The 24,444-nt window shown below is 44.1% G+C and carries 25 protein-coding genes and 1 tRNA gene; 14 read left to right on the top strand and 12 right to left on the bottom strand.

Translation table 11 applies throughout. The features are described from left to right. Nucleotides 1–40 precede the first annotated feature (40 nt). Nucleotides 41–796, top strand: coding sequence for an N-acetylmuramoyl-L-alanine amidase (locus IM485_RS08585; protein ID WP_104395604.1), 756 nt, complete (start codon nucleotides 41–43; stop codon nucleotides 794–796). A gap of 370 nt (nucleotides 797–1,166) precedes the next feature. Beyond that, the gene (locus IM485_RS08580; protein WP_104395603.1) at nucleotides 1,167–2,081 is read left to right on the top strand and encodes a glycoside hydrolase family 75 protein; all 915 of its coding nucleotides are present in this window, start codon (nucleotides 1,167–1,169) and stop codon (nucleotides 2,079–2,081) included. A gap of 393 nt (nucleotides 2,082–2,474) precedes the next feature. Here the strand turns inward: IM485_RS08580 and IM485_RS08575 are convergent, their stop codons facing one another. Then, complete coding sequence (locus IM485_RS08575) at nucleotides 2,475–3,398, bottom strand: AAA family ATPase (RefSeq protein ID WP_104395602.1); 924 nt, start codon at nucleotides 3,396–3,398, stop codon at nucleotides 2,475–2,477. 254 nt (nucleotides 3,399–3,652) lie between these two features. On the opposite strand from IM485_RS08575, the gene IM485_RS08570 reads away from it, so the two are divergent. Together IM485_RS08570 and IM485_RS08565 are read left to right on the top strand one after the other, a co-directional pair. Next, the gene (locus IM485_RS08570; protein ID WP_287742444.1) at nucleotides 3,653–4,171 is read left to right on the top strand and encodes a hypothetical protein; all 519 of its coding nucleotides are present in this window, start codon (nucleotides 3,653–3,655) and stop codon (nucleotides 4,169–4,171) included. A gap of 6 nt (nucleotides 4,172–4,177) precedes the next feature. After that, nucleotides 4,178–4,450, top strand: coding sequence for a hypothetical protein (locus IM485_RS08565; RefSeq protein WP_193957401.1), 273 nt, complete (start codon nucleotides 4,178–4,180; stop codon nucleotides 4,448–4,450). On the opposite strand, the gene IM485_RS08560 is transcribed toward IM485_RS08565, so the two are convergent. The 7 genes from IM485_RS08560 to rplS form a co-directional block, all read right to left on the bottom strand. Next, nucleotides 4,447–5,370: a bifunctional riboflavin kinase/FAD synthetase gene (locus IM485_RS08560; protein WP_287234213.1), complete on the bottom strand. Its 924-nt coding sequence runs from the start codon at nucleotides 5,368–5,370 to the stop codon at nucleotides 4,447–4,449. The genes IM485_RS08565 and IM485_RS08560 overlap by 4 nt on opposite strands. 140 nt (nucleotides 5,371–5,510) lie before the next feature. Beyond that, the gene (rplA, locus tag IM485_RS08555; protein ID WP_043999247.1) at nucleotides 5,511–6,224 is read right to left on the bottom strand and encodes a 50S ribosomal protein L1; all 714 of its coding nucleotides are present in this window, start codon (nucleotides 6,222–6,224) and stop codon (nucleotides 5,511–5,513) included. A 55-nt stretch (nucleotides 6,225–6,279) separates the two neighbouring features. Further along, a complete protein-coding gene (gene rplK, locus IM485_RS08550; RefSeq protein WP_004160232.1) occupies nucleotides 6,280–6,705 on the bottom strand; it encodes a 50S ribosomal protein L11 in 426 nt (141 codons plus the stop codon). Nucleotides 6,706–6,708: 3 nt separating this feature from the next. Continuing rightward, the gene (gene nusG, locus IM485_RS08545; RefSeq protein ID WP_002735925.1) at nucleotides 6,709–7,326 is read right to left on the bottom strand and encodes a transcription termination/antitermination protein NusG; all 618 of its coding nucleotides are present in this window, start codon (nucleotides 7,324–7,326) and stop codon (nucleotides 6,709–6,711) included. Next, the gene (secE, locus tag IM485_RS08540; protein WP_002737505.1) at nucleotides 7,323–7,559 is read right to left on the bottom strand and encodes a preprotein translocase subunit SecE; all 237 of its coding nucleotides are present in this window, start codon (nucleotides 7,557–7,559) and stop codon (nucleotides 7,323–7,325) included. Before secE ends, nusG begins: the two co-directional genes overlap by 4 nt. A gap of 124 nt (nucleotides 7,560–7,683) precedes the next feature. After that, nucleotides 7,684–7,756 (bottom strand) — tRNA-Trp (locus tag IM485_RS08535). A gap of 101 nt (nucleotides 7,757–7,857) precedes the next feature. Further along, nucleotides 7,858–8,220: a 50S ribosomal protein L19 gene (rplS, locus tag IM485_RS08530; RefSeq protein WP_002754314.1), complete on the bottom strand. Its 363-nt coding sequence runs from the start codon at nucleotides 8,218–8,220 to the stop codon at nucleotides 7,858–7,860. Between the two features lie 277 nt (nucleotides 8,221–8,497). Here rplS and IM485_RS08525 point away from each other — a divergent pair, with 277 nt between their 5' ends. The 8 genes from IM485_RS08525 to IM485_RS08490 all read left to right on the top strand — a co-directional run bounded on the left by IM485_RS08525 (nucleotide 8,498) and on the right by IM485_RS08490 (nucleotide 14,575). Next, entirely contained in the window at nucleotides 8,498–8,668 is a 171-nt protein-coding gene (locus tag IM485_RS08525) for a hypothetical protein (protein WP_192575966.1), read from the top strand. Nucleotides 8,669–8,705: 37 nt separating this feature from the next. Then, a complete protein-coding gene (locus IM485_RS08520; protein WP_104395600.1) occupies nucleotides 8,706–9,128 on the top strand; it encodes a Het-E N-terminal domain-containing protein in 423 nt (140 codons plus the stop codon). A gap of 26 nt (nucleotides 9,129–9,154) precedes the next feature. After that, complete coding sequence (locus IM485_RS08515) at nucleotides 9,155–9,550, top strand: hypothetical protein (RefSeq protein WP_287742439.1); 396 nt, start codon at nucleotides 9,155–9,157, stop codon at nucleotides 9,548–9,550. A gap of 65 nt (nucleotides 9,551–9,615) precedes the next feature. Further along, entirely contained in the window at nucleotides 9,616–13,320 is a 3,705-nt protein-coding gene (locus IM485_RS08510) for an NACHT and WD repeat domain-containing protein (protein ID WP_287742437.1), read from the top strand. A 105-nt stretch (nucleotides 13,321–13,425) separates the two neighbouring features. Beyond that, a complete protein-coding gene (locus IM485_RS08505; RefSeq protein ID WP_002742722.1) occupies nucleotides 13,426–13,656 on the top strand; it encodes a hypothetical protein in 231 nt (76 codons plus the stop codon). Nucleotides 13,657–13,659: 3 nt separating this feature from the next. After that, nucleotides 13,660–13,884, top strand: a complete 225-nt coding sequence (locus IM485_RS08500; protein ID WP_072923712.1) for a DUF2283 domain-containing protein — start codon at nucleotides 13,660–13,662, stop codon at nucleotides 13,882–13,884. A gap of 34 nt (nucleotides 13,885–13,918) precedes the next feature. Further along, nucleotides 13,919–14,146: a DUF8778 family protein gene (locus tag IM485_RS08495; RefSeq protein WP_079209082.1), complete on the top strand. Its 228-nt coding sequence runs from the start codon at nucleotides 13,919–13,921 to the stop codon at nucleotides 14,144–14,146. 282 nt (nucleotides 14,147–14,428) lie between these two features. Then, nucleotides 14,429–14,575 carry a hypothetical protein gene (locus IM485_RS08490; protein WP_004161760.1) on the top strand — a complete coding sequence of 49 codons (147 nt, stop codon included), beginning with the start codon at nucleotides 14,429–14,431 and terminating at the stop codon, nucleotides 14,573–14,575. A gap of 685 nt (nucleotides 14,576–15,260) precedes the next feature. Here the strand turns inward: IM485_RS08490 and IM485_RS08485 are convergent. The 3 genes from IM485_RS08485 to nifJ form a co-directional block, all read right to left on the bottom strand. Further along, complete coding sequence (locus IM485_RS08485; protein ID WP_287742435.1) at nucleotides 15,261–16,469, bottom strand: ATP-dependent 6-phosphofructokinase; 1,209 nt, start codon at nucleotides 16,467–16,469, stop codon at nucleotides 15,261–15,263. Nucleotides 16,470–16,611: 142 nt separating this feature from the next. Beyond that, nucleotides 16,612–17,637, bottom strand: coding sequence for a dihydroorotate dehydrogenase-like protein (locus IM485_RS08480; RefSeq protein WP_104395596.1), 1,026 nt, complete (start codon nucleotides 17,635–17,637; stop codon nucleotides 16,612–16,614). Nucleotides 17,638–17,639: 2 nt separating this feature from the next. Further along, on the bottom strand, nucleotides 17,640–21,194 hold the full coding sequence (nifJ, locus tag IM485_RS08475) for a pyruvate:ferredoxin (flavodoxin) oxidoreductase (RefSeq protein ID WP_104395595.1): 3,555 nt from the start codon (nucleotides 21,192–21,194) through the stop codon (nucleotides 17,640–17,642). Between the two features lie 453 nt (nucleotides 21,195–21,647). On the opposite strand from nifJ, the gene lexA reads away from it, so the two are divergent. Both lexA and IM485_RS08465 read left to right on the top strand, forming a co-directional pair. After that, nucleotides 21,648–22,262 (top strand): transcriptional repressor LexA, encoded by a 615-nt coding sequence (gene lexA / locus IM485_RS08470; protein ID WP_104395594.1) that lies wholly within the window; start codon nucleotides 21,648–21,650, stop codon nucleotides 22,260–22,262. 129 nt (nucleotides 22,263–22,391) lie between these two features. Next, a complete protein-coding gene (locus IM485_RS08465) occupies nucleotides 22,392–22,658 on the top strand; it encodes a TIGR02450 family Trp-rich protein (protein ID WP_002737176.1) in 267 nt (88 codons plus the stop codon). 303 nt (nucleotides 22,659–22,961) lie between these two features. Here IM485_RS08465 and IM485_RS08460 read toward each other — a convergent pair whose 3' ends face one another. Beyond that, nucleotides 22,962–24,296 carry a DUF4335 domain-containing protein gene (locus IM485_RS08460; RefSeq protein ID WP_104395593.1) on the bottom strand — a complete coding sequence of 445 codons (1,335 nt, stop codon included), beginning with the start codon at nucleotides 24,294–24,296 and terminating at the stop codon, nucleotides 22,962–22,964. Between the last annotated feature and the right edge of the window lie 148 nt (nucleotides 24,297–24,444).

Raw genomic sequence — 24,444 nt, 5'->3', positions numbered from 1 at the left:
AAAACAAAAACTTTTACGAGAGATTGGAGGAGACAAGTTTATGTTATTACAAGTAGGCAGTCAAGGGTTACAAGTTGGACAATTACAAGCCAAACTTAATGAAATTGGCTTTAACTGTGGTCGGGTTGACAAGATTTTTGGACCCAAAACCAAACAGGCTGTTGAAAATTTCCAACGGGATCATTTAGGGGAATCGGAAGTAACAGGGATAGTAGATGAACGGACTTGGAATCAGATTATGGACCATCCTTCTGTTCGTCCAGCTTCTGTTTTAATTGATCCTGGTCATTCCCCCATCCATTCAGGTACTGATGCAAAAGATGGGACTCCTGAATATGAGATGAATCTTTTGCAAGCCAAGATCGTGAAAGCGGAACTAGATAAAGCAAGCATTTCAGCCGAGATTTTCGATCCAGCAAGCGATCCGCGCGATCTGATCGGACAAAAAGCCGCAGATCATTCCATGTTTCTCAGTTTGCATCACAATGCTACGGACAGAAAACCTCACTACACTTGTGTAATGGTTCACCCAACCAAAGCTAAACCAAAATCGATCGCTTTTGCCAAAAAACTTTCGACTTCGGTTGCTAATGCAATTGGACAAAGGGATTTTGGTGTAATGGAAAATGGTGTAACCGTTCTCTCGGAGTCTGAAGACACGAATTGTCCGATTTGTGTTCTGTGTGAGAGTTACTTTTTAGATGCCATTGATACACGAGCAGAAGCCGAAAAACTATCTACCGAAGCGGCTTATGCGATTGCGTCAACGGTTATTGCTGAACTGCAACCTGCATAATCAAAGCGGCTCTCTTGTTTATTATGGTAGAACATTTTGTCCGCAGTAATCAAGAGAGCCATCAAACTTATAAGGTGGTGTAAGTGTTCTGAAATTAAGTAGTAAGATAGAGGGGATGAATTATGAATAATAATGAAGAGAAAAAAGGATGGGTTGGCGGTAGCGTAATCCTTGCGGGCGTTGGGTTTCATGCTTCAATTTAACCTACGTTCATCTTATATTTAATTCCACCCACCTACTTAATTGATTTTAACGATTGGTGTAAACAAAAGTCTGAAGATAAAGAAGGTAGATATTTTAAATGCGAGTAAATCTAGTCGGTTTTTAATGTCAAACTAAAATTATCTTTTATCCTTGGGAGGAAATCAATATGTCTCAGTTATGGTCAGATAAAATTCTTGCTGCTATACAAGCAGGAAGGAGCATTTCCCATTCCTATCAACCCTCTCAATCACGCATCAAGATACTCAGTAACGGTGCTGTTTACATCAAAGCTGATATGGATACGGATGCTGATGGTTCACCTCGCGCACGGACTATTGATCCCAAATATGGTCAACTGCCAACATCTCTCCGCAAGAGCAAAGGTTGGCGAGGAGATGCTGAGTATGTCAATGCAGAAACCATTCCCTATTATGTTTTACCCGGAAATTTTGCTTCAGTCTCCGGTGTAACTTGTAAGCTAGGAGACTTAGCTCTTGTTCGTTGGCAAGGACAGGAAATCTTGGCAATTTATGCTGATCAAGGACCTAGCGATAAAATTGGTGAAGGCTCGATCAAACTGGTTGAAGCATTGGGAGAAAACCCTTGGAATGCTGGTAAAACTGAGATTATTAGTGGAATCGAATTTGGAGTTGAGTACCTGGTTTTTCCAAAATCAACTGCTACACGACCTATCCCATCCTCTTTTGATGAAATTCAATCTGTGGGTCTAGAAGTCTTTCGAGAATATTTTGGTGACGTAACCTACTCCATGACGCAGGAAGAAATGCAAGAAAAGGCCGGTGAAAATGATGTTGAGGTTTGGGAGATTATCAATGCGCCAAACTTTAAAACCTTGACTGATTTGAATTTACGTCCTTCTGTTGGTACAGGCTCACCGCCTATCACCACTATCCCTATAGATACAGTGATCAAAAGTCTGGTTGACTCTAGTTCTCAAAGACCGAAAGTTTTTCATGTTGGTTTTGGCAATAGTGGTTTATGGCTGATGGTTGAATATAACAACCAAAAAGGGTTTGTTAGAGCTTCTAAAAATTACATACTTCCGTGGTATCAAAATTGATTGATGATCGCATTCAGAGAGGTAATTTTACAGAAACTTAATCTAGCCTATACAAGATCGGGCGATCGCTTTTCTAGCAAGGAGGAAGGGAACGATCATTGAAATTGAATTAGCAACGATAGACATACATTTCCGTTATCGAACTGCTTGATTAGTACAGAACATAAAAGCAAGCTGTGAGCGGGTGATAATTTTTAGAGATGTCCACTTTTGATTCCACACTGTGAACAAAACATTGTTTTCTCCTGAGAGCAGATTTTCCGTGGACTCACTAAATTTTTTTACCCAAGCCTTGAGTTAGCTAAGGCAATACTAGCAATTAATAGATCGGCTCTACCAATTTGGCAGAATTTAGAAATACCCTGTAACTTACCATTCATCGATAACTGAAATTTAAGCATAGATGCGATCCTCGATCGCCACCGATTGCAGAAGTCTTTCCACGATCGCTTTAGCTTGACGACCGTGACTAGGAATCAGACGATGGCAGAAGACGTAGGGAGTAATTAACTTAACATCATCGGGAATGGCATAATCGCGACCTTCGAGGAAAGCGTAAGCTTGAACTGCTTTTTGCAAAACCACACAACCCCGGGGACTGACTCCTAAACTAATATCTTCGTGGTCACGGGTAGCGCGGACTAAATCGACAATATATTGCTGTAAAGCAGGAGCTACCCGGACCAGACTGACTAATCTTTGCAATTCTCCCACCTGTTCTAGGGAAATACAAGCTTCTAGCGATTTAACCGCCTCTTGAGAATGCTGTCTTTGTAACATTTTTAATTCTTCTGTGGCGCTGGGATAACCCAAACTCAGGCAAACGGCAAAACGATCCATTTGTGCTTCTGGAAGCGGAAAAGTGCCTTGATATTCGATTGGGTTTTGGGTGGCGATAACAAAGAAGGGTTGGGGGACCGGCCGCGCTTCTCCATCGACGGTAACTTGTTTTTCTTCCATGACTTCTAGAAGTGCCGATTGGGTGCGCGGGGTAGCCCGGTTGATTTCATCGGCCAACAGGACGTTAGCAAAAGCGGGGCCAGGGATAAATTCAAATTCGCGACTGTTGGGGTTCCAAATCGTCGTTCCCGTGATATCACTAGGAAGGAGGTCAGGGGTGCATTGTACCCGTTGGAAACGACCGTTAATTGAACGCGCTAAGGATTTGGCTAACAGGGTTTTGCCGACTCCGGGTACATCTTCCAGGAGAGCGTGGCCACCACTGAGTAAAGCCACCAGCACAATGCGAATCGATTCGGTTTGGCCGACGATGCTCCGGCTCAAATTTTCCATCAAAATATCAATAGCGTCTCTCATAGCACAAATGGGGGATTTTGTCAAGAAGATTAATGTTAAGTTTTTTTGATCTTAACGATTCTTTTCCTAATTTGCCCAAACTAGCGAGAAAAGTTGACAGACAATGGCGGGAAATTTTCTGCTAGGGAGCTAATCGGGGTTAGGGTGGCGAGCAGGGAGAAAATTAGTTAAGAATTGTTGCCAGTGGGCGAAATCAAGATTTTCAGTCGGTTCAGTACGGTAAAATCGAGAAGAATTTCTCTTAATCAGTGAAGATGAAAGCCAGTTCACTCGTTTTTAGTCTTGTTTTAGGAATCGCTGCCAGTACATTAACCAATAGTTTACCCGAAAATTTGACTTTCAATTCTCGGAAAATATTGGCTCAAGATCAGGCTCCTTCCTGTCCCCTTCCTCCAGATCTTGCCATCACTTTTCGCAATAGTGAATGTCAGGCAATTACCCTAGAAAAACCCCAGACTTTCTTCCGTTATTATAGTGACGAAAATTACAAAAAAGGTCGTTTTCTGACCACGGATCAATATACCACCAATGTGGAGGTGATCAGAAATTTAGCCCTCGATCAAAAGTGGAATCCTCCCAATCAAGCGACCAAAGTAATATCGGTGACTTTACCTGCGGGAACAACGGTTTATCAAGGAATTGTCGCCCCCCAGAATCCGGCTGATTGTTATCCCGGTGGTGGTCAGCAAACTTTTATTAAAGACTCGCGAGATGCCAATATACAATGGGGAGAGGGGCGAGCAATAACGGTTACATCTCTTTCCTGTCGCTAGAATATTATGGAAACGAACATGAGGGAATTAATTCAATCAATTGACCAAGCTATTACCGTGGCCGAACAGATGCCGAAAACAGAAAGATCGACTCGGATTGAGGGTTTAATTTCTGTCCTGAAAACCATCAAAAGTCAGGCGTTAGCTGGTCAATTACCACCGTCTCAAGGCATTGTTACCCTAGGATTAGCGCGAGAAGTAGCTGATTGGATCGATTCCCTCGATTCTCCTTTATTGAAAGCCGTGGGTAAAGTGGAAAGAGAATACCAAAAATATTAGGAATTGTCAGTTACAGAAGTTAGAATTAACCGAGAGCGATCGCAGTCTATCTCGATCTGATTTTTTAATCGATCGAGAGAATTAAATTTCTGTTCTGGTCGCAGGAATTGCACTAAATCCATCGTTAAAATGCGATCATATACATTGCCTGACCAATCCAATAAATGGATTTCCACACTGATAGTTTTTCCCTCGATCGTGGGACGATAACCGATGTTCATAACTGCTGGTAAGCGAGAACCATCAAGATGCACCCAACCGCAATAAACCCCCAATCGCGGCAATAATTTATCGGGAGGAACCTGTAGATTAGCGGTATGAAAACCTAATGTTCTGCCCAGCTGTTGCCCGATGACCACACGACCGGTTAAACTGTAGGGACGACCTAACATTTGCCCAGCTTGCTCAACGTTTCCTGCTGCCAAAGCTTGACGAATTAGGGAACTACTAATTCGACCCGTCCCACAGTTTTTTAAAGCAACAATCTCGACTTTAATGTTAAATTGAGAGGCGATCTGTAATAAATCTTCGGCTGTACCTTGACGACGATAACCGAAGCGGAAATCTTGACCAACACTGATCGATTTAGCCTGTAATTTTGCTACTAAAATCTGTTCGATAAAAGCCAAGGGAGTCAGGGAAGCTAATTGAGCAGAGAAAGGCAGTAAAACTAATTGTTTAACGCCTAAATTCTCCAAAACCTCCACCTTTTCCCCTAGAGGAGTTAATAACTGCCATTTTTCCCCCGTAAAAAATTCCCGCGGGTGGGGAGTAAAACTAACAACGGTGGGATAAGCGGGTTCATCCTGAAAAATTGGCTGTAGGACGGTTTGATGACCTAGGTGCAAACCATCAAAGTTACCAAGAGCGATCGCACTGGGGGCTAAAATACGGGTATTAGGGGAATCTACAATCCACACGCTGGCTTTAAGAACAGATACAAGAGAATAATTCAAGCGATTAATCTTGAGTGTAGCCTTTTGATTCTATATCAATCGGGCGATCAAGCCAAAAAAACGCCCCCAATTACTTGGAGGCTTTTTCAGAAAAAATAACTGTATTAACCTTCTGCTAATTTCAGATCCCGCAGCGCGCTAATATCCACTTGAATCGATGGCCCCATGGAGGAAGAAACGTAAACTGTGCGCCAGTAACGCCCCTTGGCCCCGGAAGGCCGGTTTCTGTCCACCGTTTCCTGTAAAGCTTTCAAATTGATTAACAAATCCTCGGCACTAAAAGAAGCTTTGCCAAATTGAACGTGAACGATCCCAGTGCGATCGGCCCGGAATTCCAATTTACCCGCTTTAAACTCAGAGATTGCTCCCGTTAAATCCGTGGTTACGGTTCCCCCTTTCGGTGAAGGCATTAAACCCCGCGGACCGAGTTGACGACCTAATTTAGCCACTTTCGGCATCATATCGGGGGTGGCGATTAACACCTCGAAATCCATCATCCCCTTGGCGATTTCTTCGATTAATTCTTCCGAACCAACGATATCGGCCCCGGCGTTGTTCGCTTCCTGTACCTTTTCCCCGCGAGTAATGACCGCTACTCGCACCGTGCGTCCGGTTCCTTTGGGTAAACTTACCGTTGTCCGCAGTTGTTGGTCGGTATATTTAGGATCGATACCTAAACGAATATGAGCTTCGGCGGTTTCGTCGAATTTCGCCGTCGCTAATTCCTTTAATAATGTTAGTGCCTCTAATGGCTCGTAGGCTTTATTTTCTACCTTAGCCTGGGCATCTCGCAAACGTCGTGAAACTTTTTTTACCATCTGATTTGTTGCTCCTTGGGTAATAACGAAGCTTAACTTCTCCCCGTAATAAGATTTAGTCTGAGATCTTGACACCCATATTTTTGGCCGTTCCCGCCACAATATTCATGGCCGCTTCGATGTCGTTAGCGTTAAGATCGGGCATTTTAGTTTGGGCGATTTCCCGTAATTGGTCGCGGGTAATGGTGGCGACAAATTTCTTGTTAGGTTCGTTGGAACCTCTTTCCACACCAGCCGCTTTGCGGATGAGAACGGAAGCGGGGGGAGTTTTGAGGACAAAGGTAAAACTCCGATCCTCAAAAACGGAGATTTCCACAGGGATGATCATCCCGGCCTGATCGGCGGTTTTAGCGTTGTAATCTTTACAAAACGCCATAATATTTACCCCGTGTTGACCCAAAGCAGGACCGACCGGAGGAGCAGGGTTAGCCTTACCAGCAGGTAAAGCTAGTTTAATAATTGCGACGACTTTTTTAGCCATGATTTAGTTTTGTTTTTCGACTTGATTAAATTCCAATTCGACCGGGGTATCCCGACCAAAAATGGAGAGCAGGGCCTTGAGTTTGCCGCGCTCGGGACTAACTTCGATCACTTCCCCTTCAAAGTCCTTAAATGGACCGGATAGAACCAAGATTTGATCGCCAACTTCCATATTGATTTTGACGACGGGTTCTTGAATCTGAGCTTGTTTGAAGATGCGATCGACTTCTGACATACTCAAGGGTAGCGGGGTGACGTGACCGCGGCCGCGTCCGTAGTGGCGTTTTTGTTCGGCCCCGACAAAGTTGATCACATGGGGGGTGTTTTTGACCACCTGCCAAGCGTCATCATCCATGATCATTCTGATCAGGACATAACCGGGGAAGACTTTTTCCTCACCGTGTTGCCGTGAACCATCCTTGCGGACTTTGACGGTGGCCGCTTGGGGAATCTGGACTTGCAGAATGCGATCGGCCACATCGAGGGTGTGGATGCGCTGTTCCAAATTAGCTTTGACCCGTTTCTCACAACCGGAAGCCACCTGCACGGCATACCAACGGGGTTTTTTCGGTAGGCCGCTAAGATTGAGTTCTTCGGGAAACTGCTCTTCTTCTAGATTCATGGGAACACCTTCCCCGCACCCCAGGCAAAGAATTTATCAATCAGATAGATGAGAGTGGCTACCAAAGTCACCATTAACATCACCGCCGCCGATTCGCTCAAAAGTTGCTGACGGGAAGGCCAGACGACTTTGGCGAGTTCTTCTTTGGTTTCATTGACGAATTCCTTGACCTGAAAAGAGCTTCCCTCTTTCTTGTCGCTCGCGTCTTTTTCTAGGGTTTCTTTTTTGGCCACGATCGCTACTCCTTAAAATGATACTCAAGCTATCCTTAACTTATCATTTTCACCGGACAACCCACACTAACCCTCAGACATTTAGATTATGTCCTTTGCAATTATCGGCTTGGTGATTACCAAACGCGCCCTGGAGGACTTGAACCCCCGACATCAGGTTTTGGAGACCTGCGTTCTACCAACTGAACTAAGAGCGCCCATTCGCTAAACTATTGGGCTTTTTTAAGGCCTTTATTTATTATAGCGTAGTTGTTGGCGATTAAGCAACTTTCTTGGTTAGGCTGTCGCCGGAAATTTTTTAGAGAGGGCGATCGAAACGTTCTTGGACCCTGGTGGCTTTGCCAACCCGATCGCGCAGATAGTAGAGTTTCGCCCGGCGTACTTTACCACGACGGATGATCTTGATATTGGCAACCCGGGGCGAGTGGAGCAGGAAAACTCTTTCTACTCCCACACCCTGGAAGACTTTGCGTACTGTAATCGTTTCGTTGATACCGCCATGGCGTTTGGCGATGACAATACCCTCGTAGGGCTGAATCCGCTCTTTATCTCCTTCAACGATTCGCACCCCTACCCGGATCGTGTCACCGACATGGATAATGGGCAGATCGCTCTTGAGATACTCGGCTTCGATTGATTTGATAATCTCTTCCGTTTTCATCGGCTTTCGTAAAACTGACAATTTCTCATCATACCATATTTTTTTAAGTACAGCCTTTCTCGTCTAAATGAAATATGCTCTAAACGGGATTAGGGACTTGCGCTTTGATAATGTATCTTTTGGGCGAACGCAGTTCGCCCCTACATTGTGGACAAAATCCGTTACTGTAGAAGTGCCAGGAACCTGCGCCCTCCGATCGCTCAAGTGTGCTGATCACCCTAAGTAGGGGGAAGTCCTTCGAGAGTCCCCGCAGCTAAGGGACTTACGCTTTGATAATATGCTATCTGGCTGGTCTGATTTTTCTACAGAGCGATTTTCTGGCTGGGATATTATTCCCAAGCAAGTCCCCTACGTCCAGCTTATAGTAGTAGCCAACAACCCCGACGAGCAAGCCATTTGCGCCCAATACCTGCGCCATAATCGCGTCAGATACTTTGCTTTGATCTAAGATTGAGTCAGCAATATCTAATTTGGAGTCTCAGGCAATGGAACCGATTTCTCTAATTCTCGCTGCGTTGGCTGCTGGTGCGGTTGCTGCTGCTAAGGATACGGCAGGAACAGCCGTTAAGGATGCTTATGAGGGTTTAAAAGCGTTGATTAAGAAGAAATTTGCAGAAAAAGGGAAAACAGATGATAGTGATATCGTCGATAAACATGAGAAAAAACCAGATTCAGAGGGGGTAAAAACACTGCTCAAAGAAGAGTTACTTGAGGCAAAAATTGATAGAGATGCAGAGGTTATTAAGACAGCAGAAGAATTACTCAAGCAATTAAAACCTGAAGAATTTGCCGCAGGTAAGTATAATATTAATGTTGGTGATGATATTACGGGAATGGTGGGAGATGGTACTTTTAAGGGAATTGCAGGAGATATTAGTGGTAGAAATATTAGTCAGAACATTAATTAGTTGAGAATTATTTAGGAGGGAAATTTATGTCAATTACTGTTGAGGTAGAACTTAAAGATTTTCTAATTCAAATCAATCAAAAGTTAGACAATCTTCAAAAAGATGTTACTGATATTAAGATTGAACTTAGTGAAGTTAAAGGTGAAATTAAGCGTCTGGAGGGAAAAATTGATGGTGTCGAGAAGCGTCTGGAGGTAAAAATTGATGGTGTCGAGAAGCGTCTGGAGGAAAAAATCGATGGTGTCGAGAAGCGTCTGGAGGAAAAAATTGATGGTATTGAGAAGCGTTTAGAGGGAAAAATTGATGGCGTGGAAAAGCGCTTAGAGAATCAAGAGTTTGTCAGTCGAGGGATTTTAGTCGCTTTAATTGTAACGATTTTAGGCGGTTTGGCTAAATTGTTTGGTTTAGTAGGAAGTCCTTAAAAATTGCTAATTCTAAAACTGCAATTTAAAGTTAACTTTAAAAGAATAATTTTGGGGTAGCAAAAATGACTGATAAAAGTTATTATTTAGAAATAGGGGGTGATGTTAAAGGTCTTATTGGTGATGGTGAATTTAAGGGAATTGCGGGTGATATTAGTGGCGGTGTAATCAATCAATATATTATTACCCAAAAGTCAGGAGTTGAGATTCAGGCTCAAACTTTAATTACGGGTTCACCTTATTTGGGTTTAAGGAAGTTTGAGGTAGATGATAAGGATAGGTTTTTTGGGCGAGATAATTGGATTATTGAGTTAACCGATTATTTAAAGCAAAAGAATGTTTTATTGCTTTTAGGTGCGTCGGGAAGTGGTAAGTCTTCTCTAGTTCAAGCGGGTTTAATTCCTAAGTTAAAGGATAATTTTGGCGCAAATAAATTGGTTAATTTAACTTTTGTTCCTGATGTTAATCCCTTTGAGTCTTTCTATGGTTGTCTTTTGGCAAATAGATATAAACAATCCCAAGCAAAGTTAGCACAAGCTGTTAAGGAAGATACTTTAATTAAGGTGGTTGAAGGATTAAAAAATAATTCTGATTTATGGTTTATTTTTATTGACCAATTTGAGGAATTATTTACTCGTACACCGAAGACGGAAAGAGATATTTTCATTAAAAGTTTGATTAAATTAATTGAAAATAATGATAGTTTAGTTAAAATTGTGATGACGATGAGGGCGGATTTTTTAGATAAATTAAGTCCTTATCCCAGTTTAGGAAAAATCCATGATCAGTATAGCAAGATGTTAACAGATATGGACGAAAGTGAGTTAAGATTAGCTATTGCTGAACCGGCGGCGAGAAATGGGGTAATCTTTGAAAAGGGATTAATTAATCAAATTATTGCCGATTTTTATGAACAGGCTGGCTCTTTACCTCTGTTACAATATACGTTAGATTTATTGTGGGAAAAAAATCATATTCAAGAGCGGATTTTAAATATTAAGACTTATCAAGAGATTGGTGGGGTAACGGGTGCGCTAGAAAAACAAGCGGATAAAATTTATGGTCAATTTAATGAACAGCAACGGAAAGCAGCAGAGGAAATTTTTCTAGAGTTAATTAGTTTAGAAGGGGAAAAAGCGGTTAGCAGAAGGGCGGATAAATCGAGTTTTGAACAGGAGGAAATGCAAAAGGAGGTTCTCTATCAATTGATAGATAATCGTCTTTTGGTGAGTAAGGGAGAAGACGGGAAAGCAACGGTTGAGGTAGCACATGAGGAGTTAATTCGTTCTTGGAAAGTGTTACAGGATTTAATTCGAGAAAAAGAGGAGATAATTGTTCTGAGAAGTCGTTTATATGCTGATGCAAAACAGTGGGATGATTTACAGAAGCAAGATGCAGTAAAAGCGAGTAGTGAGCTTTGGGGAGGTTCTAAGTTAGCTAAAATTGTTGAGTTTCAAAAGAATAATTCTCTGCCTAATTTAGAGGCTGTGGCGATAGAGTTTATTAAGGCGAGTGTTACTCAAGCTGAACGACAAAAAAATGAAAAAATTAGAACAGCGCGAAGGATTGCGGCGGGTTCTTTAGTGGCGGTGGTGGTTAGTAGTAGTTTGGGTTTGATGGCTTGGAATAAGACAAAAGAAGCCGAATTTAATCAAGCTGAGTCTCTTGGTAGATATTCCTTATCTCTATTGAATGAACATAAAAACTTGGAGGCTTTCGTCGAAGCGATTAAAGCGGGAAAAATTCTACAAAAGCAGCAGGCATACAACAAAAATGTGACAAATGCCTTACAGGAACTTCTCAACCAGAAAAGTGAACGCAATCGCTTAGAAGGGCATGATAGCGATGTCAATAGCGTTAATTTTAGTCCCGACGGCAAGACTTTGGTGAGCGGTAGTGATGACAACACTATCAAACTCTGGAATGTAGAAACAGGCCAAGAAATCCGCACCCTCAAGGGGCATGATAGCGCTGTCTATAGCGTTAATTTTAGTCCCGACGGCAAGACTTTGGTGAGCGGTAGTTATGACAACACCATCAAACTCTGGGATGTAGAAACGGGCAGAGTAATCCGCACCCTCACCCTCAAGGGGCATAATGAGCTTGACCTAGACGTTAATTTTAGTCCCGACGGCAAGACATTGGTGAGCGGTAGTGGGGACAAGACTATCAAACTCTGGAATGTAGAAACAGGCCAAGAAATCCGCACCCTCAAGGGGCATGATGACTATGTTTTGAGCGTTAATTTTAGTCCCGACGGCAAGACATTGGTGAGCGGTAGTTGGGACAAGACTATCAAACTCTGGAATGTAGAGACAGGCGAAGAAATCCGTACCCTCAAGGGACATAATTACTATGTCATAAGCGTTAATTTTAGTCCCGACGACAAGACATTGGTGAGCGGTAGTGCTGACAATACTATCAAACTGTGGAATGTAGAAACAGGCCAAGAAATCCGCACCCTCAAGGGGCATGATTACTCTGTCAATAGCGTTAATTTTAGTCCCGACGGCAAGACTTTGGTGAGCGGTAGTTTGGACAACACTATCAAACTCTGGAATGTAGAAACAGGCAAAGAAATCCGCACCCTCAAGGGGCATGATGAGCCTGTCAATAGCGTTAATTTTAGTCCTGACGGCAAGACATTGGTGAGCATTAGTCCCGAAGGCAAGACTTTGGTGGACGATAGTGATGAGGACAAGACTATCAAACTCTGGGATGTAGAAACAGGCCAAGAAATCCGCACCCTCAAGGGGCATGATGAGCCTGTCAATAGCGTTGATTTTAGTCCCGACGGCAAGACTTTGGTGAGCAGTAGTTTTAGTTGGGACAAAGAGGATGAGGATACGGGTATGAGCGGTAGTGGGGACAAGACTATCAAACTCTGGAATGTAGAAACAGGCCAAGAAATCCGCACCCTCAAGGGGCATGATGACTATGTTTTGAGCGTTAATTTTAGTCCCGACGGCAAGACTTTGGTGAGCGGTAGTATTGACAAGACTATCAAACTCTGGAATGTAGAAACAGGCAAAGAAATCCGTACTCTCAAGGGGCATGATAACACTGTCATAAGCGTTAATTTTAGTCCTAACGGCAAGACTTTGGTGAGCGGTAGTGGTGACAAGACTATCAAACTCTGGAATGTAGAAACAGGCCAAGAAATCCGCACCCTCAAAGGGCATGATTACCCTGTCCGAAGCGTTAATTTTAGTCCCGACGGCAAGACTTTGGTGAGCGGTAGTGCTGACAACACTGTCAAACTCTGGAATGTAGAAACAGGCGAAGAAATTCGCACCCTCAAGGGGCATGATAGCTATGTCCGAAGCGTTAATTTTAGTCCCGACGGCAAGACTTTGGTGAGCGGTAGTGCTGACAACACTGTCAAACTCTGGAATGTAGAAACAGGCGAAGAAATTCGCACCCTCAAGGGGCATGATAGCTATGTCAATAGCGTTAATTTTAGTCCCGACGGCAAGACTTTGGTGAGCGGTAGTGCTGACAACACTGTCAAACTCTGGAATGTAGAAACAGGCGAAGAAATTCGCACCCTCAAGGGGCATGATAACTTTGTCTATAGCGTTAATTTTAGTCCCGATGGCAAGACATTGGTGAGCGGTAGTGATGACAACACTATCAAACTCTGGAATCTTGGGACAGACTGGGGTTTAAGTGATTTAATGGAACGTAGTTGCGATTGGGTGCGGGTTTATTTGCACAATCCTAATTCTGGTGTCAGGGAGGAGGATAGGGGTTTGTGTGATGGGATTTGATCCCCCCCTGCCCCCCTTAAAAAGGGGGGAGAATTTAGTATCTGGGGAAATTTATCTAAATTTCGTTAAAATTATGATAGAAGGAATCGATCAGAAAAATGATGAATGAAAACTACCCGCTACTTTGAAGAACAAGTCTTGGTCAAAAGACCCTATCTTAAGCGAGAATGGTGTCAACAGGCTATCCAGAATCCAGTTAGACGAGAAATAGAACCAAACGGACGCATTCGTCATTGGTTATACATTCCCGAATTAGGAAAATACTTGCGAGTTGTCACTCTAGATGATGGAGAAACCATTCATAACGCCTTCCCAGATCGTAACTTTAAGGAGTAAAAAATGAAATTTAGTTATTATCCTGAAACCGATTCTCTATACATTAGCCTATCAGAAAAAACAAGCACCGATTCTCAAGAAATCGCCCCTGATATCGTTTTAGATTTTGATAGCGAAGGAAAATTAGTTGGAATTGATATTGATCAAGCTAGTCAAATTGTTGATTTAACTCGTTTAGAAACTGAGTCTTTCCCCCTTAATTCTGTTATTTTATCTCAATCAAAATAGTCTATATTAGAATCAAATAGCTAAAGAGATAACCATGGCTAAAATCTCCATTTCTTTACCCGATGAACTGGTTAATTACCTAGACCAGAAAGTAGAAAATAAAAGCATTTTCATCGCCTCAATTTTACAACAATGGCGACAACAACAAGAAGCAGAAGAACTCGCCCAAGCTTTTTTAGCAGTAGATGAACTAGAATTAGGATGGACTGACGAATGGCAAACAGCAGCGATTATCAACTCGGAAGCATTATGGCTGAAGTAAAACTTAAATCCAAGCATCTAAACTCCTTAAAAAAATTTATTTAAGACGCATTAACCGAAAGACTGCAAGAACTTCAAGAAGGAATTAAGCGCACTCAATAACGAATAACTTTTTTTGAAAATAAGTAGCTGGTTATAATTAAATTAAAAATGGATTTTAGGTTCGATCCCCCCTGTCCCCCTTGATAAGGGGGGTGCCGATAGGTGGGGGGATCCCCCCTTAATCCCCCCTTAATAAGGGGGGCATCTGATGATTTTTAACGCCTACCTACTTAAGTATCAAATGCAGACACAAGAATTTCTCAGACGATTTGAAAACAATGAATTGCAGCATACCTTAGACTTTGATGAATGGATGGGAGAAGCTTGGATGCTAGAAGCTTTACTGCAAGACAAAGAAGAAATTGAGGAGATAGAATTTGTTGATTAATGACTATTTTCAAGAGATTAGACATCTCATTGAAGCTTGTCCAATAGTTCAATTTTATAACCTCATTACTGATAGTAGAAGTCTTTATGTAGGGTTTGCTGAAAAAGTACGGGCGAAGCATTCGGATAGAAAATCTCTGGTTTCACCGATAGGTTATTGCCCGAATGCTTCGCCCCTACAGGACGCGGGCCGATGAAGATGCAAGGTTTTGAACGACGATTCTCTCAAAATCTTGCACCTGTTTCGCGAGAAAAGCCACAAATTTGACAGAAAAGAATTTGATTCGTCGGGTTGAGAAGGATATACAGTTCGGGTTTATAATGATAAAAGTTTATGCTCAGAAAATTAATTAGGGCTGGCTGAAAAAGTAGGGGCGAAGCATTCGGATAGGAAATCTACGGTTTCAGCGATAGGTTATGCCCGAATGCTTCGCCCCGAAGATGCAAGGTTTTCAACCACGATTCTCTCAAAATCTTGCACCTGTTTCGCAAAATAGGCCCCTAAAACCCTTACCTCGTCTATATTTCACATTTATTCAGCAAGCCCTAATTACACTCTTTTAAAAAGTTTCTTTATTTCGACAGTAGCCGTCAGTATCTCCCGTAATTGTAGCGTTTAGAAATGCCTAATCTTAACCAATTAATAAAGCGAGAAAGTATGAGCAACCCTTCTCGCTTTATTATAACTAAACCAACGCCTCCACAGCTTCTGGAACCACTGCCGTCTCGGTCGTGGGATTTTCCCCTAGGTAAATTCCCAAAGAACGGGCTGTTTTCACGATAAAACCCTCAGGATCCACGGGATAGGCACAGCGATGCTCTTGATGACATTGTTTGATAATTTTGATCACTGGTTTCAGGGGCAAACTACGCACTTGTCCCCCGCGCCAAATCACCACGCGATCGAGTTTTCCCTGTTCGATTAATTCTACGGCCTTAATGCCAAAAGCCGTGGCTAACAGTCGATCCATGGCCAAAGGAGGACGACTTCTTTGCAGGTGTCCCAAAGACATGGCCCGCACATCCATGGAATTGAGATAACAGAAGACGGGATCGGTAATGCACAAAGAGCGAGTTTTGTCAAATATTAATTTTTCTAAATAATCGGCAATATACTTCTCTTTTTGGTTATCTTCGTTTTTAACACCCTCAGAAATCACAATAAGAGCGAATTTACGACCTTGAGCGCGTAATTCTGCCAAATGACGACAACAACCGTCGATAATTGCGGGAGTGAGAGCCGGGGTTAATTCGGGAATAAAAATCGCATCGGCCCCCCCGGCAATTCCGGCATGAAGGGCTAGATGACCGGCATCTCTACCCATCACCTGCACAATCATCACCCTTTCGTGACTAGCGGCGGTAAAGGTGAGATCATACAAAGCTTGAGTAACGATATCGACGGCAGTGGTAAAACCGACTGCCCATTCCGTATAGGGAACGTCATTATCGATGGTTTTGGGAACCGCGATAATATTCCAGTTGCCTTTCTGGGCGAGATCGTAGATGATATCAATGCTCCCATCGCCCCCGACGACGATCAGGGCATCTAATCCCAGCATTTCGTATCCTTGCAGGATTTTCGTGGCAATTTCTGGGTTTTCGGGATGTCCTTTGCTCAAAGAACCCAAGACACTACCACTAAGAAACTGCAAAACGTCTAATCCTTTCAAGACCCCGGGTAGGTTATAGCCATGCTGAGTCAGGATCAAATCTTCGGGGTGATATTTCCCCTCGGCAATCTGCATAAAACCGTCGGTCCCGTAGGGAATGCCGTACACATCCCAACCCTTGAGTTTTGATGATTTCACCACGGCACGAATTACCGCATTTAACCCCGGGCAATCGCCACCACTGGTCAGAATGCCGATTTTTTTCTTTTGATTCTCGTTCATGGTTATATCCTCCAGGATTTTTTTGTCAGTTATCAGTTATCAGTGATCAGTGATCAGATGTAAGTTTTCAGTTTTCAGTTAAGTTTTCAGTTCACTGATTACTGTTTACTGATCACTGATCACTGAAAAAAGCTTCCCACTTTTATTTACTGGTGGTTTGAAAACGTTTCCAAACAGGTTCGTAACTTTGCAGAGCTTTCATATACTGTACCCGTTCAAAAGCGGTCGGATCTGGGCAATTCATTTGACTCATACTGCCAATTAACTGCTCGATCGATTCGTACTCATTTTCTTCCAACCAATGCAATAAACCCTGTTCGATCTTGGTAATTTCCTCCAAACCGTGGCGTAATAAAACACTAACTAACATGGTCGCTTTTGCCCCCACCATCATCATTTTGATCACGTCGATGGCGTTATGAATACCACTGGTAGCGGCAAAATCCGTCGGTACACGACCGTAAAGCATGGCAATCCAGCGCAGGGGTAAACGCATTGCTTGGGGATTACTGAGGATAATATTGGGGTGAACATCTAAGGTTTCTAAGTCGATATCCGGCTGATAGAAACGGTTAAATAATACCAACCCATCGGCCCCCGCTTCCGCTAATTGTTTAGCCATATTGGCCGTATTGCTAAAGTAGGGACTTAACTTCATCGAGACGGGAATCGATACCTCCGATTTGACAATTTTGAGGATATCAATATAGTTTTGTTCGACGTGATTTCCGGTTAATTCCAGGTCGTTGGGAACATAATAAACATTCAACTCCAAAGCATCAGCGCCCGCTTGTTGAATTTGAATGGCATACTCCAACCATCCCCCAGAGGTCTCACCGTTGAGACTGGCAATAATGGGAATATCGACCATTTCTTTGGCTTTGCGAATATGGTTGAGATATTCGTCGGAACCAACGTGAAAAACCTCCGGTTCGGGAAAATAAGTCAAAGCTTCCGCAAAACTCTCGGCTCCGTGGGTAAAATGATGGTGTAGAGCCAGTCTTTCCTGTTTAATCTGCTCCTCGAAAAAGGAGTGTAAAACCACGGCAGCGGCCCCAAAGTCTTCCATTCTCTTGATATTGTCGATATCCTCGCTCAAGGGTGCGGCCGCACCGATGACTAGCGGCGATCGCAATTGCAAACCCATGTAGGTAGTGTGTAGATTCATAACTATTCGTTGCTCCCTGTACCTTTTGCTGCTAAATACTGATACATTTGCCAGCGCGTATCCACATCTGCTTGTGCTTCTTTGAGCAGACGTTTAGCTTCCTCCGGCTTACTGGTGGCCAACATCTTAAAGCGATTCTCCGAGTAGAGAGTTTGCGCTACGGTAAGCTTAGGCGCACGGCTGTCCAATTGTAGGGGATTTTTGCCTTCTTTAGCTAAATCGGGATGATAACGGTACATTAACCAGCGACCGCTTTCCACCACTTCTTTTTGATGGTTCATGGCGGTGGTCATGTTGATCCCGTGAGCAATACAGTGAGAATAGGCGATAATTAACGATGGCCCGTTGTAAGCTTCCGCTTCCAGGAAAGCTTTGATAGTTTGCTCGTTTCTTGCCCCCATAGCCACGCTGGCCACATAGACATTACCGTAGGTCATGGCCATTAAACCGAGGTCTTTTTTCGGGCTGGGTTTGCCACCAGAAGCAAATTTAGCTACGGCGGCCCGAGGAGTAGCTTTCGAGGCCTGGCCGCCCGTATTCGAGTAAACTTCCGTATCCATGACCAAAATATTCACATTGCGACCACTGGCTAAAACGTGATCTAAGCCACCATAACCGATGTCGTAGGCCCAACCGTCACCCCCGACAATCCAGACGCTTTTCTTAACCAGATAATCGGCCACGGATAACAACATTTTCACTTGCGTGGTCGGGGTTAATTGCCCTAAACGGGATTTTAGGGCCTCTACCCGTTGCCGTTGTTCGTAAATTTCCGCTTCATCGACTTGGTGACAATTGAGAATATCTGCCGCTAGACTTTCTCCGATTTCACTAGCGAGGGTTCCTAAGAGTTCTGCGGCAAATTCTGCCTGTTTATCGATGGAAACTCGGAATCCTAAGCCAAATTCGGCATTATCTTCAAAGAGGGAATTCGACCAGGCCGGACCGCGACCTTCGGCGTTAACTGCCCAGGGCGTTGTCGGTAAATTACCTCCGTAGATAGATGAACAACCGGTGGCATTAGCTACTATCATGCGATCGCCAAATAGCTGACTGACTAATTTAACGTAGGGAGTCTCACCACAACCGGCACAAGCACCGGAAAACTCAAAGAGAGGTTCCTGCATTTGCTGATGGTTAATTTTGTTGAGATTTAGGCTTAATCGGTCTGGATTAGGCAAATTAAGGAAGAAATCCCAGTTAACTCGTTCCTGTTCCCGCAGGGGCAATTGGGGAGCCATATTAATCGCTCTTAGACGCGGTTGCGATTTGTTTTTAGCGGGGCAAACATCAACACAGAGACCGCAACCGGTACAATCTTCGGCGGCCACTTGGATGGTGAATTTTAGCCCTTTCCAGTCGTGATCCTTGGCATTCGCGACTTTAAAGGTTTCCGGGGCCGTGGCTAATTCGGCCTCATCATAGACTTTCGAGCGAATAACGGCGTGGGGACAAACGAGAACGCATTTACCGCACTGAACACAGACATCCGCATCCCAAACGGGGATTTCTTGGGCAATATTGCGTTTTTCCCATTGGCTAGTGGCGGTGGGATAGGTCCCATCGTTGGGAAGGGCGCTAACGGGCAATTCCTCCCCGTGACGGGCGATAATTTTGCCGAGGACTTCTCGGACGAAAGCAGGTGCGGTGTCGGGAATTGGGGGTCTTAATTCAAAAGCTTCGGGGGTGACAGTGGCGGAAATTGGCACTTGATAGAGGTGTTCTAGGGCAGAATCGACGGCTTTAATGTTCATCTGCACGATTTCTTCGCCTTTCTTGCCGTAGGTCTTGCGGATGGCTTTTTTAATTTGTGCGATCGCATCTTCCCGCGACAAAACCCCCGCTAGGGCAAAGAAACACACCTGCATCACGGTATTAATCCGGCTGCCCATGCCCGCTTCTTTGGCCACTTGAGTCGCATTAATCGTATAAACTTGCAGATTTTTATCGATGATAGTTTGCTGGAGATTGCGAGGTAAGTGACTAAATACCTCCTCCGGTGGATAGGGACTATTGAGGAGAAAAATTGAGTTCGATTTAGCGGTTTCTAGCAGATCAAATTGTTCGACAAATTCCCACTGATGACAGGCGATAAAGTTAGCATCAGTGATTAAATAGGTAGAGCGAATCGGATGGGGGCCAAAGCGTAGGTGAGAAACGGTGACGGAGCCAGATTTTTTGGAATCATAGACGAAATAACCCTGGGCATAATTATCGGTATCTTCACCGATAATTTTAATTGAATTTTTGTTAGCTCCCACCGTACCATCGGAACCTAAACCGTAGAAAACCGCCCGCACTACTTCGTCTGGTTCAGTGGAAAAACTGCGGTCATATTCCAGACTGGAAAAGGTAAGATCGTCAACGATACCAATAGTGAAGTGATTTTTCGGTTTGTCGAGACTTAAGTTATCAAATATACCAGCAATCATGGCTGGAGTAAATTCTTTGGAAGATAAACCGTAGCGTCCTCCCACAATTTTCGGCAGCTTGCCTTCGTACTCTTCCATAAAGGCATTTACCACGTCTAAATATAGCGGATCGCCCCCGGCACCGGGTTCTTTACAGCGATCTAAAACGGCTATTTTTTTCACCGTGGTGGGCAGAGCTGCCAGTAATTTTTCGGCGGCAAAGGGACGATAGAGACGAACTTTTAAAACCCCAACTTTAGCCCCATTTTGATTGAGATAATCCACGGTTTCATGGACGGTTTCCGCTCCCGATCCCATTAGAATAATCACTCTTTCGGCATCGGGCGCACCGTGGTATTCATAGAGATGGTATTGCCTTCCTGTTAATTGGGCAAAACGATCCATAATTTTTTGGGCGATATCGGGACAAGCATGATAGAAAGGATTGACGCTTTCCCTTGCCTGGAAATAAACATCGGGATTTTGTGCCGTGCCTCGTAACACTGGTCGATCGGGAGTTAAAGCTCTTTGACGATGGGCAATAATTAGGTCTTCATCGATCAGTTCTTTGAGAATTTCATCGCTAATTAATTCGACTTTTTGCACCTCATGACTGGTACGAAACCCATCAAAAAAGTGCAGAAAAGGAATCCTGGTTTCTAGGGTGGTAGCTGTGGCAATAGCCGCCAAATCTTGAGCTTCTTGAACGGAATTAGCCGCTAACATAGCCCAACCCGTACTTCTGGCAGACATGACATCACTATGATCTCCAAAAATTGACAACCCTTGGGCTGCTAAAGCACGGGCCGCCACATGGACTACTGAAGAGGTTAATTCTCCCGCAATTTTGTAGAAGTTGGGGAGCATTAATAATAATCCCTGGGAGGAAGTGAAAGTAGTAGTTAAAGAGCCTGTTTGTAGCGCTCCGTGCAGGGTTCCCGCTGCCCCACCTTCGCTCTGCATTTCGATTACGGAAGGAATGGTTCCCCAGAGATTAGCTCTGCGTTCGGCTGCCCAACTATCGGACCATTCACCCATAGGCGAGGAGGGAGTGATAGGATAAATAGCGATTACTTCACTGAGACGATAGGCAACGCGTGCAACAGCTTCGTTACCATCTATGGTTGCATAGGTTTTTGTGGTCATGTGTTCCCCTTAGTTTTTACGATATTTGTCGGGATTTTAAGTTTTTTTACGGCTCAATTTCGCACTAAATATCCTCTCGTTTCCCTGACAACCGAAGGATTTTCTTGAGCGTCGCTTTTGACTCCCTATCTACTATTGGACGCTTACGGCAGACAGGCTTAAGTAGAGCGATTTTTCTGTCTCCACCTCGATCATTATCCAGATTCTCGGCTTTCTAGCAATTCGTTATTTTTTCTTAATACGCTGCTGAGTTTGCCAGCAATTGTCACCTGGATTAATTAATATTGAGAATTGATAAGTAATCGTGCAGAATTAATTTCCTAAATTTTTGATTTTTGCCAGCGGTCTCAATAACCAGTTGATTTAGTCGGCCGATGAAGTTAAGATGTACTAGGTTGAACACAAATGAACTAAAGTACAAATTATCTTAACCCAAGGATAGGAAAATAGATCATGACTAACCTCGAATCCCTTACTCAAGCGCAACAGGAGTTGTACGACTGGCTAATTGAGTATATTCGTACTACGCAACACGCCCCTTCCATCCGGCAAATGATGCGAGCGATGAATTTACGCTCTCCCGCACCGATTCAAAGCCGTTTAGAACGTTTACGCACCAAAGGCTATATTGATTGGACAGAAGGAAAAGCACGCACTCTGCGGATTCTCAAACAACCAGTGCAAGGTTTACCAGTTCTAGGTGTGATCGCTGCCGGTGGTTTAGTGGAACCCTTCACCGATGAGGAAGAAAAACTCGATCTTTCTAACCTGTTGCAACGCAGTCAAGACTGTTATGCTCTGCGCGTTTCCGGAGACAGTATGATCGAGGATCATATTGCCGATGGGGATCTGGTGATTATGCGTTCTCTGACGGGTAGTGAAGCGGTGTCCAATGGGGAAATCGTCGCCGCTAGAGTCGAAGGCCACGGCACTACTTTAAAACGTTTCTACCAAGAAGGAGAAATCATCACTCTTCAACCCTCCAATCAAAAATATCAACCAATTACAGCCAATACCGAACAAGTACAAGTACAAGGGGTTTTGGTTGGTGTTTGGCGCGGTTATTAGGCAAAACTGGGGCGCACTTAAGCGCCCCGATCATTTTTCCTCTCCTTGGCTTCCGGAAAAGAATCGGGTTGGCAAACTAGGATAATATAAGGGTTTTAGCCTATCCCGAACTCAGGTGTTTTAACTTTTATGCCCAAAAAACAGAAATATCCCCATCTCTTGGGATCAAAATGGACGGCAAAACAAAAAACATGGGGCTGGCGACATTTTCAAGTGGTCAATCGTCAAAATCGCGGTCAATGGGTTTTTGCCGAATTAGTCGCTTCCTGCGATCCCACCGTCCGCTTCTGGATTAATGCTAAACAGTTGCAAGACGCGAATCTCTGGCAATCAGGTTGGCAAACCCTAACAGAAATGAACCAACCCGACAGCGCCGACGAGATTATTGTTAATTAGGGTTTGCGGCAAAAAGTTTTTCCTGGGGGCAGGGTGTGGGCTTCGGCCGTGAGCTCAGCCGAACGGGTGTGGGGTGTGGGGTGTGGGGTTTTACCGGTTTTGAGGTGGCCAATTACCTAATTTTCAGGGAAAAAGTACCTCAATTTTCCCCCTGATCACTCCCATGCCTGGTACTTTTTGATTGACAAAAAGTTTAAAAGTCTTACCAAACAAGGTTTTTAGATTTTTTCAGCAAACCCTATTTAAATTGCCTCTTGCCTCGTCTCAACAAGCAATTTAAATGCGCGGGCAGCTTACAGCTTATTACTGTTCCATAAAAGTCCGCACCGTACCATCGGAACCAAGCACCAGACGCAATTGGGGATTACCGGGTACATCGAGGGGAGAAACAAAAGGTTGATTGAGCAGGGGCATATTAGTGCGATCGAGATAGATTTTCGCCGCCTGTCCGAGGGGAATAATCTGTTTTAGGGAACCATCCTGATTTAAGACCAAACGGTACTCTAGAGTATGCTTGAGACTTTCCGGCGGTTGCCAACGGGACTGAAAATATTCTCTGGTTTCTGCCACTTGGGGAATTGTATCTAGTAAGTTCGTCTCTGGGGCTTTAGCAGTGCTTGTGGGCGGTTTGGGGTCTAAATTGACATTTTCAGGGTTAATAGGGCTTAGAGGCGGTAAATTGGGCAATTTTGGCGGTGCTGGAGTCGGATTCATCGTGGTGGGGGGAATATTTGCTAGTGCGTTTGTACCCTGAGCGCTGGTGACGGGGGGGGCAGTAATCGGGATGTTCTGATTATTCGGTTCAATTATGATCGCCGTGCCGCCGGGAAGCGAACCCGTGACTGGTGGCGGCGGTACAGGGGACGGCGGAATCACTAGGGGGACGCTAGAGGGGCGAACTGGGGCTGGAACGGTTGCCACGGGCGGCGGTGGCGGTAAAGGGGTTTTATTGCCCAAATTTGCCGGTAACTGCGGGTTTGGGGCGGCTGTTCCCGTGGGGGGTAAAGGCAGCGTTGGCAAGGGTTGGGGAATCTTGGCGTTATTGGGATCGCTGGTTAAATCATTGTTGACCACTTCTTGCCGTTGATAAAATGCGATCGCTATTCCCCCGATAGTTATTAGGGCTGAGGCGATTAATCCCGTCCACATCAGGGCATTTTTTCGAGTTTTCTGGCGAATTAATGGGGGTATTAGGGGGCTTTCATGGTTATATTCCCCTAAAGCATTGGCTAGATCGAATAATTGCGATGTGGTTAATTCGATCTCCTGTTTATCTCGATCGGTTAGCAGGGAACCTAAAAATAATTGATGGTGCAGAAGTCCCTGACAACGGAGAGAGGGTAAGGAGGGAAGATGACTTTCGGGGGAACCACTAGCCACGAAAGAGAGGGTAGAAACAGGACTAGAGAGTAAATTCTGCACATAATTAGCGACAATTTCCCCTAGGAGTTGTAATTGTGTGCGATCACCTTTGATCGTCACCTGTTTTTCCTCACTCAATCTAGGATCATCAAAGCGCAATTGAAAGTGGGCATCGTTTAAGACATTTTTACCTAGCCAAACCGCTAGAGGCGAACTATTTCCCCAAATTTCTAGGGTACAGGTGGGGGGTGTATATTTGCGAATTAGATTACTCATTTTTAGTTATCGGTGGGAATTATGAATTATGAATTATGAATTATGAACTGGGAAGCTTTTTTTCAGTGTTGCCAAAGGCACGGCGTAGCCGTCCAGTAAACAGTAAACAGTAATCAGTGAACTGAAAACTTACATCTGATAACTGATA

The organism is Microcystis sp. M169S2, from assembly GCF_020245865.1.
Classification (GTDB): domain Bacteria; phylum Cyanobacteriota; class Cyanobacteriia; order Cyanobacteriales; family Microcystaceae; genus Microcystis; species Microcystis ichthyoblabe_A.
The sequence above is the reverse complement of the archived record's forward strand: the minus strand, read 5'-3'. Positions and strand labels throughout refer to the sequence as shown.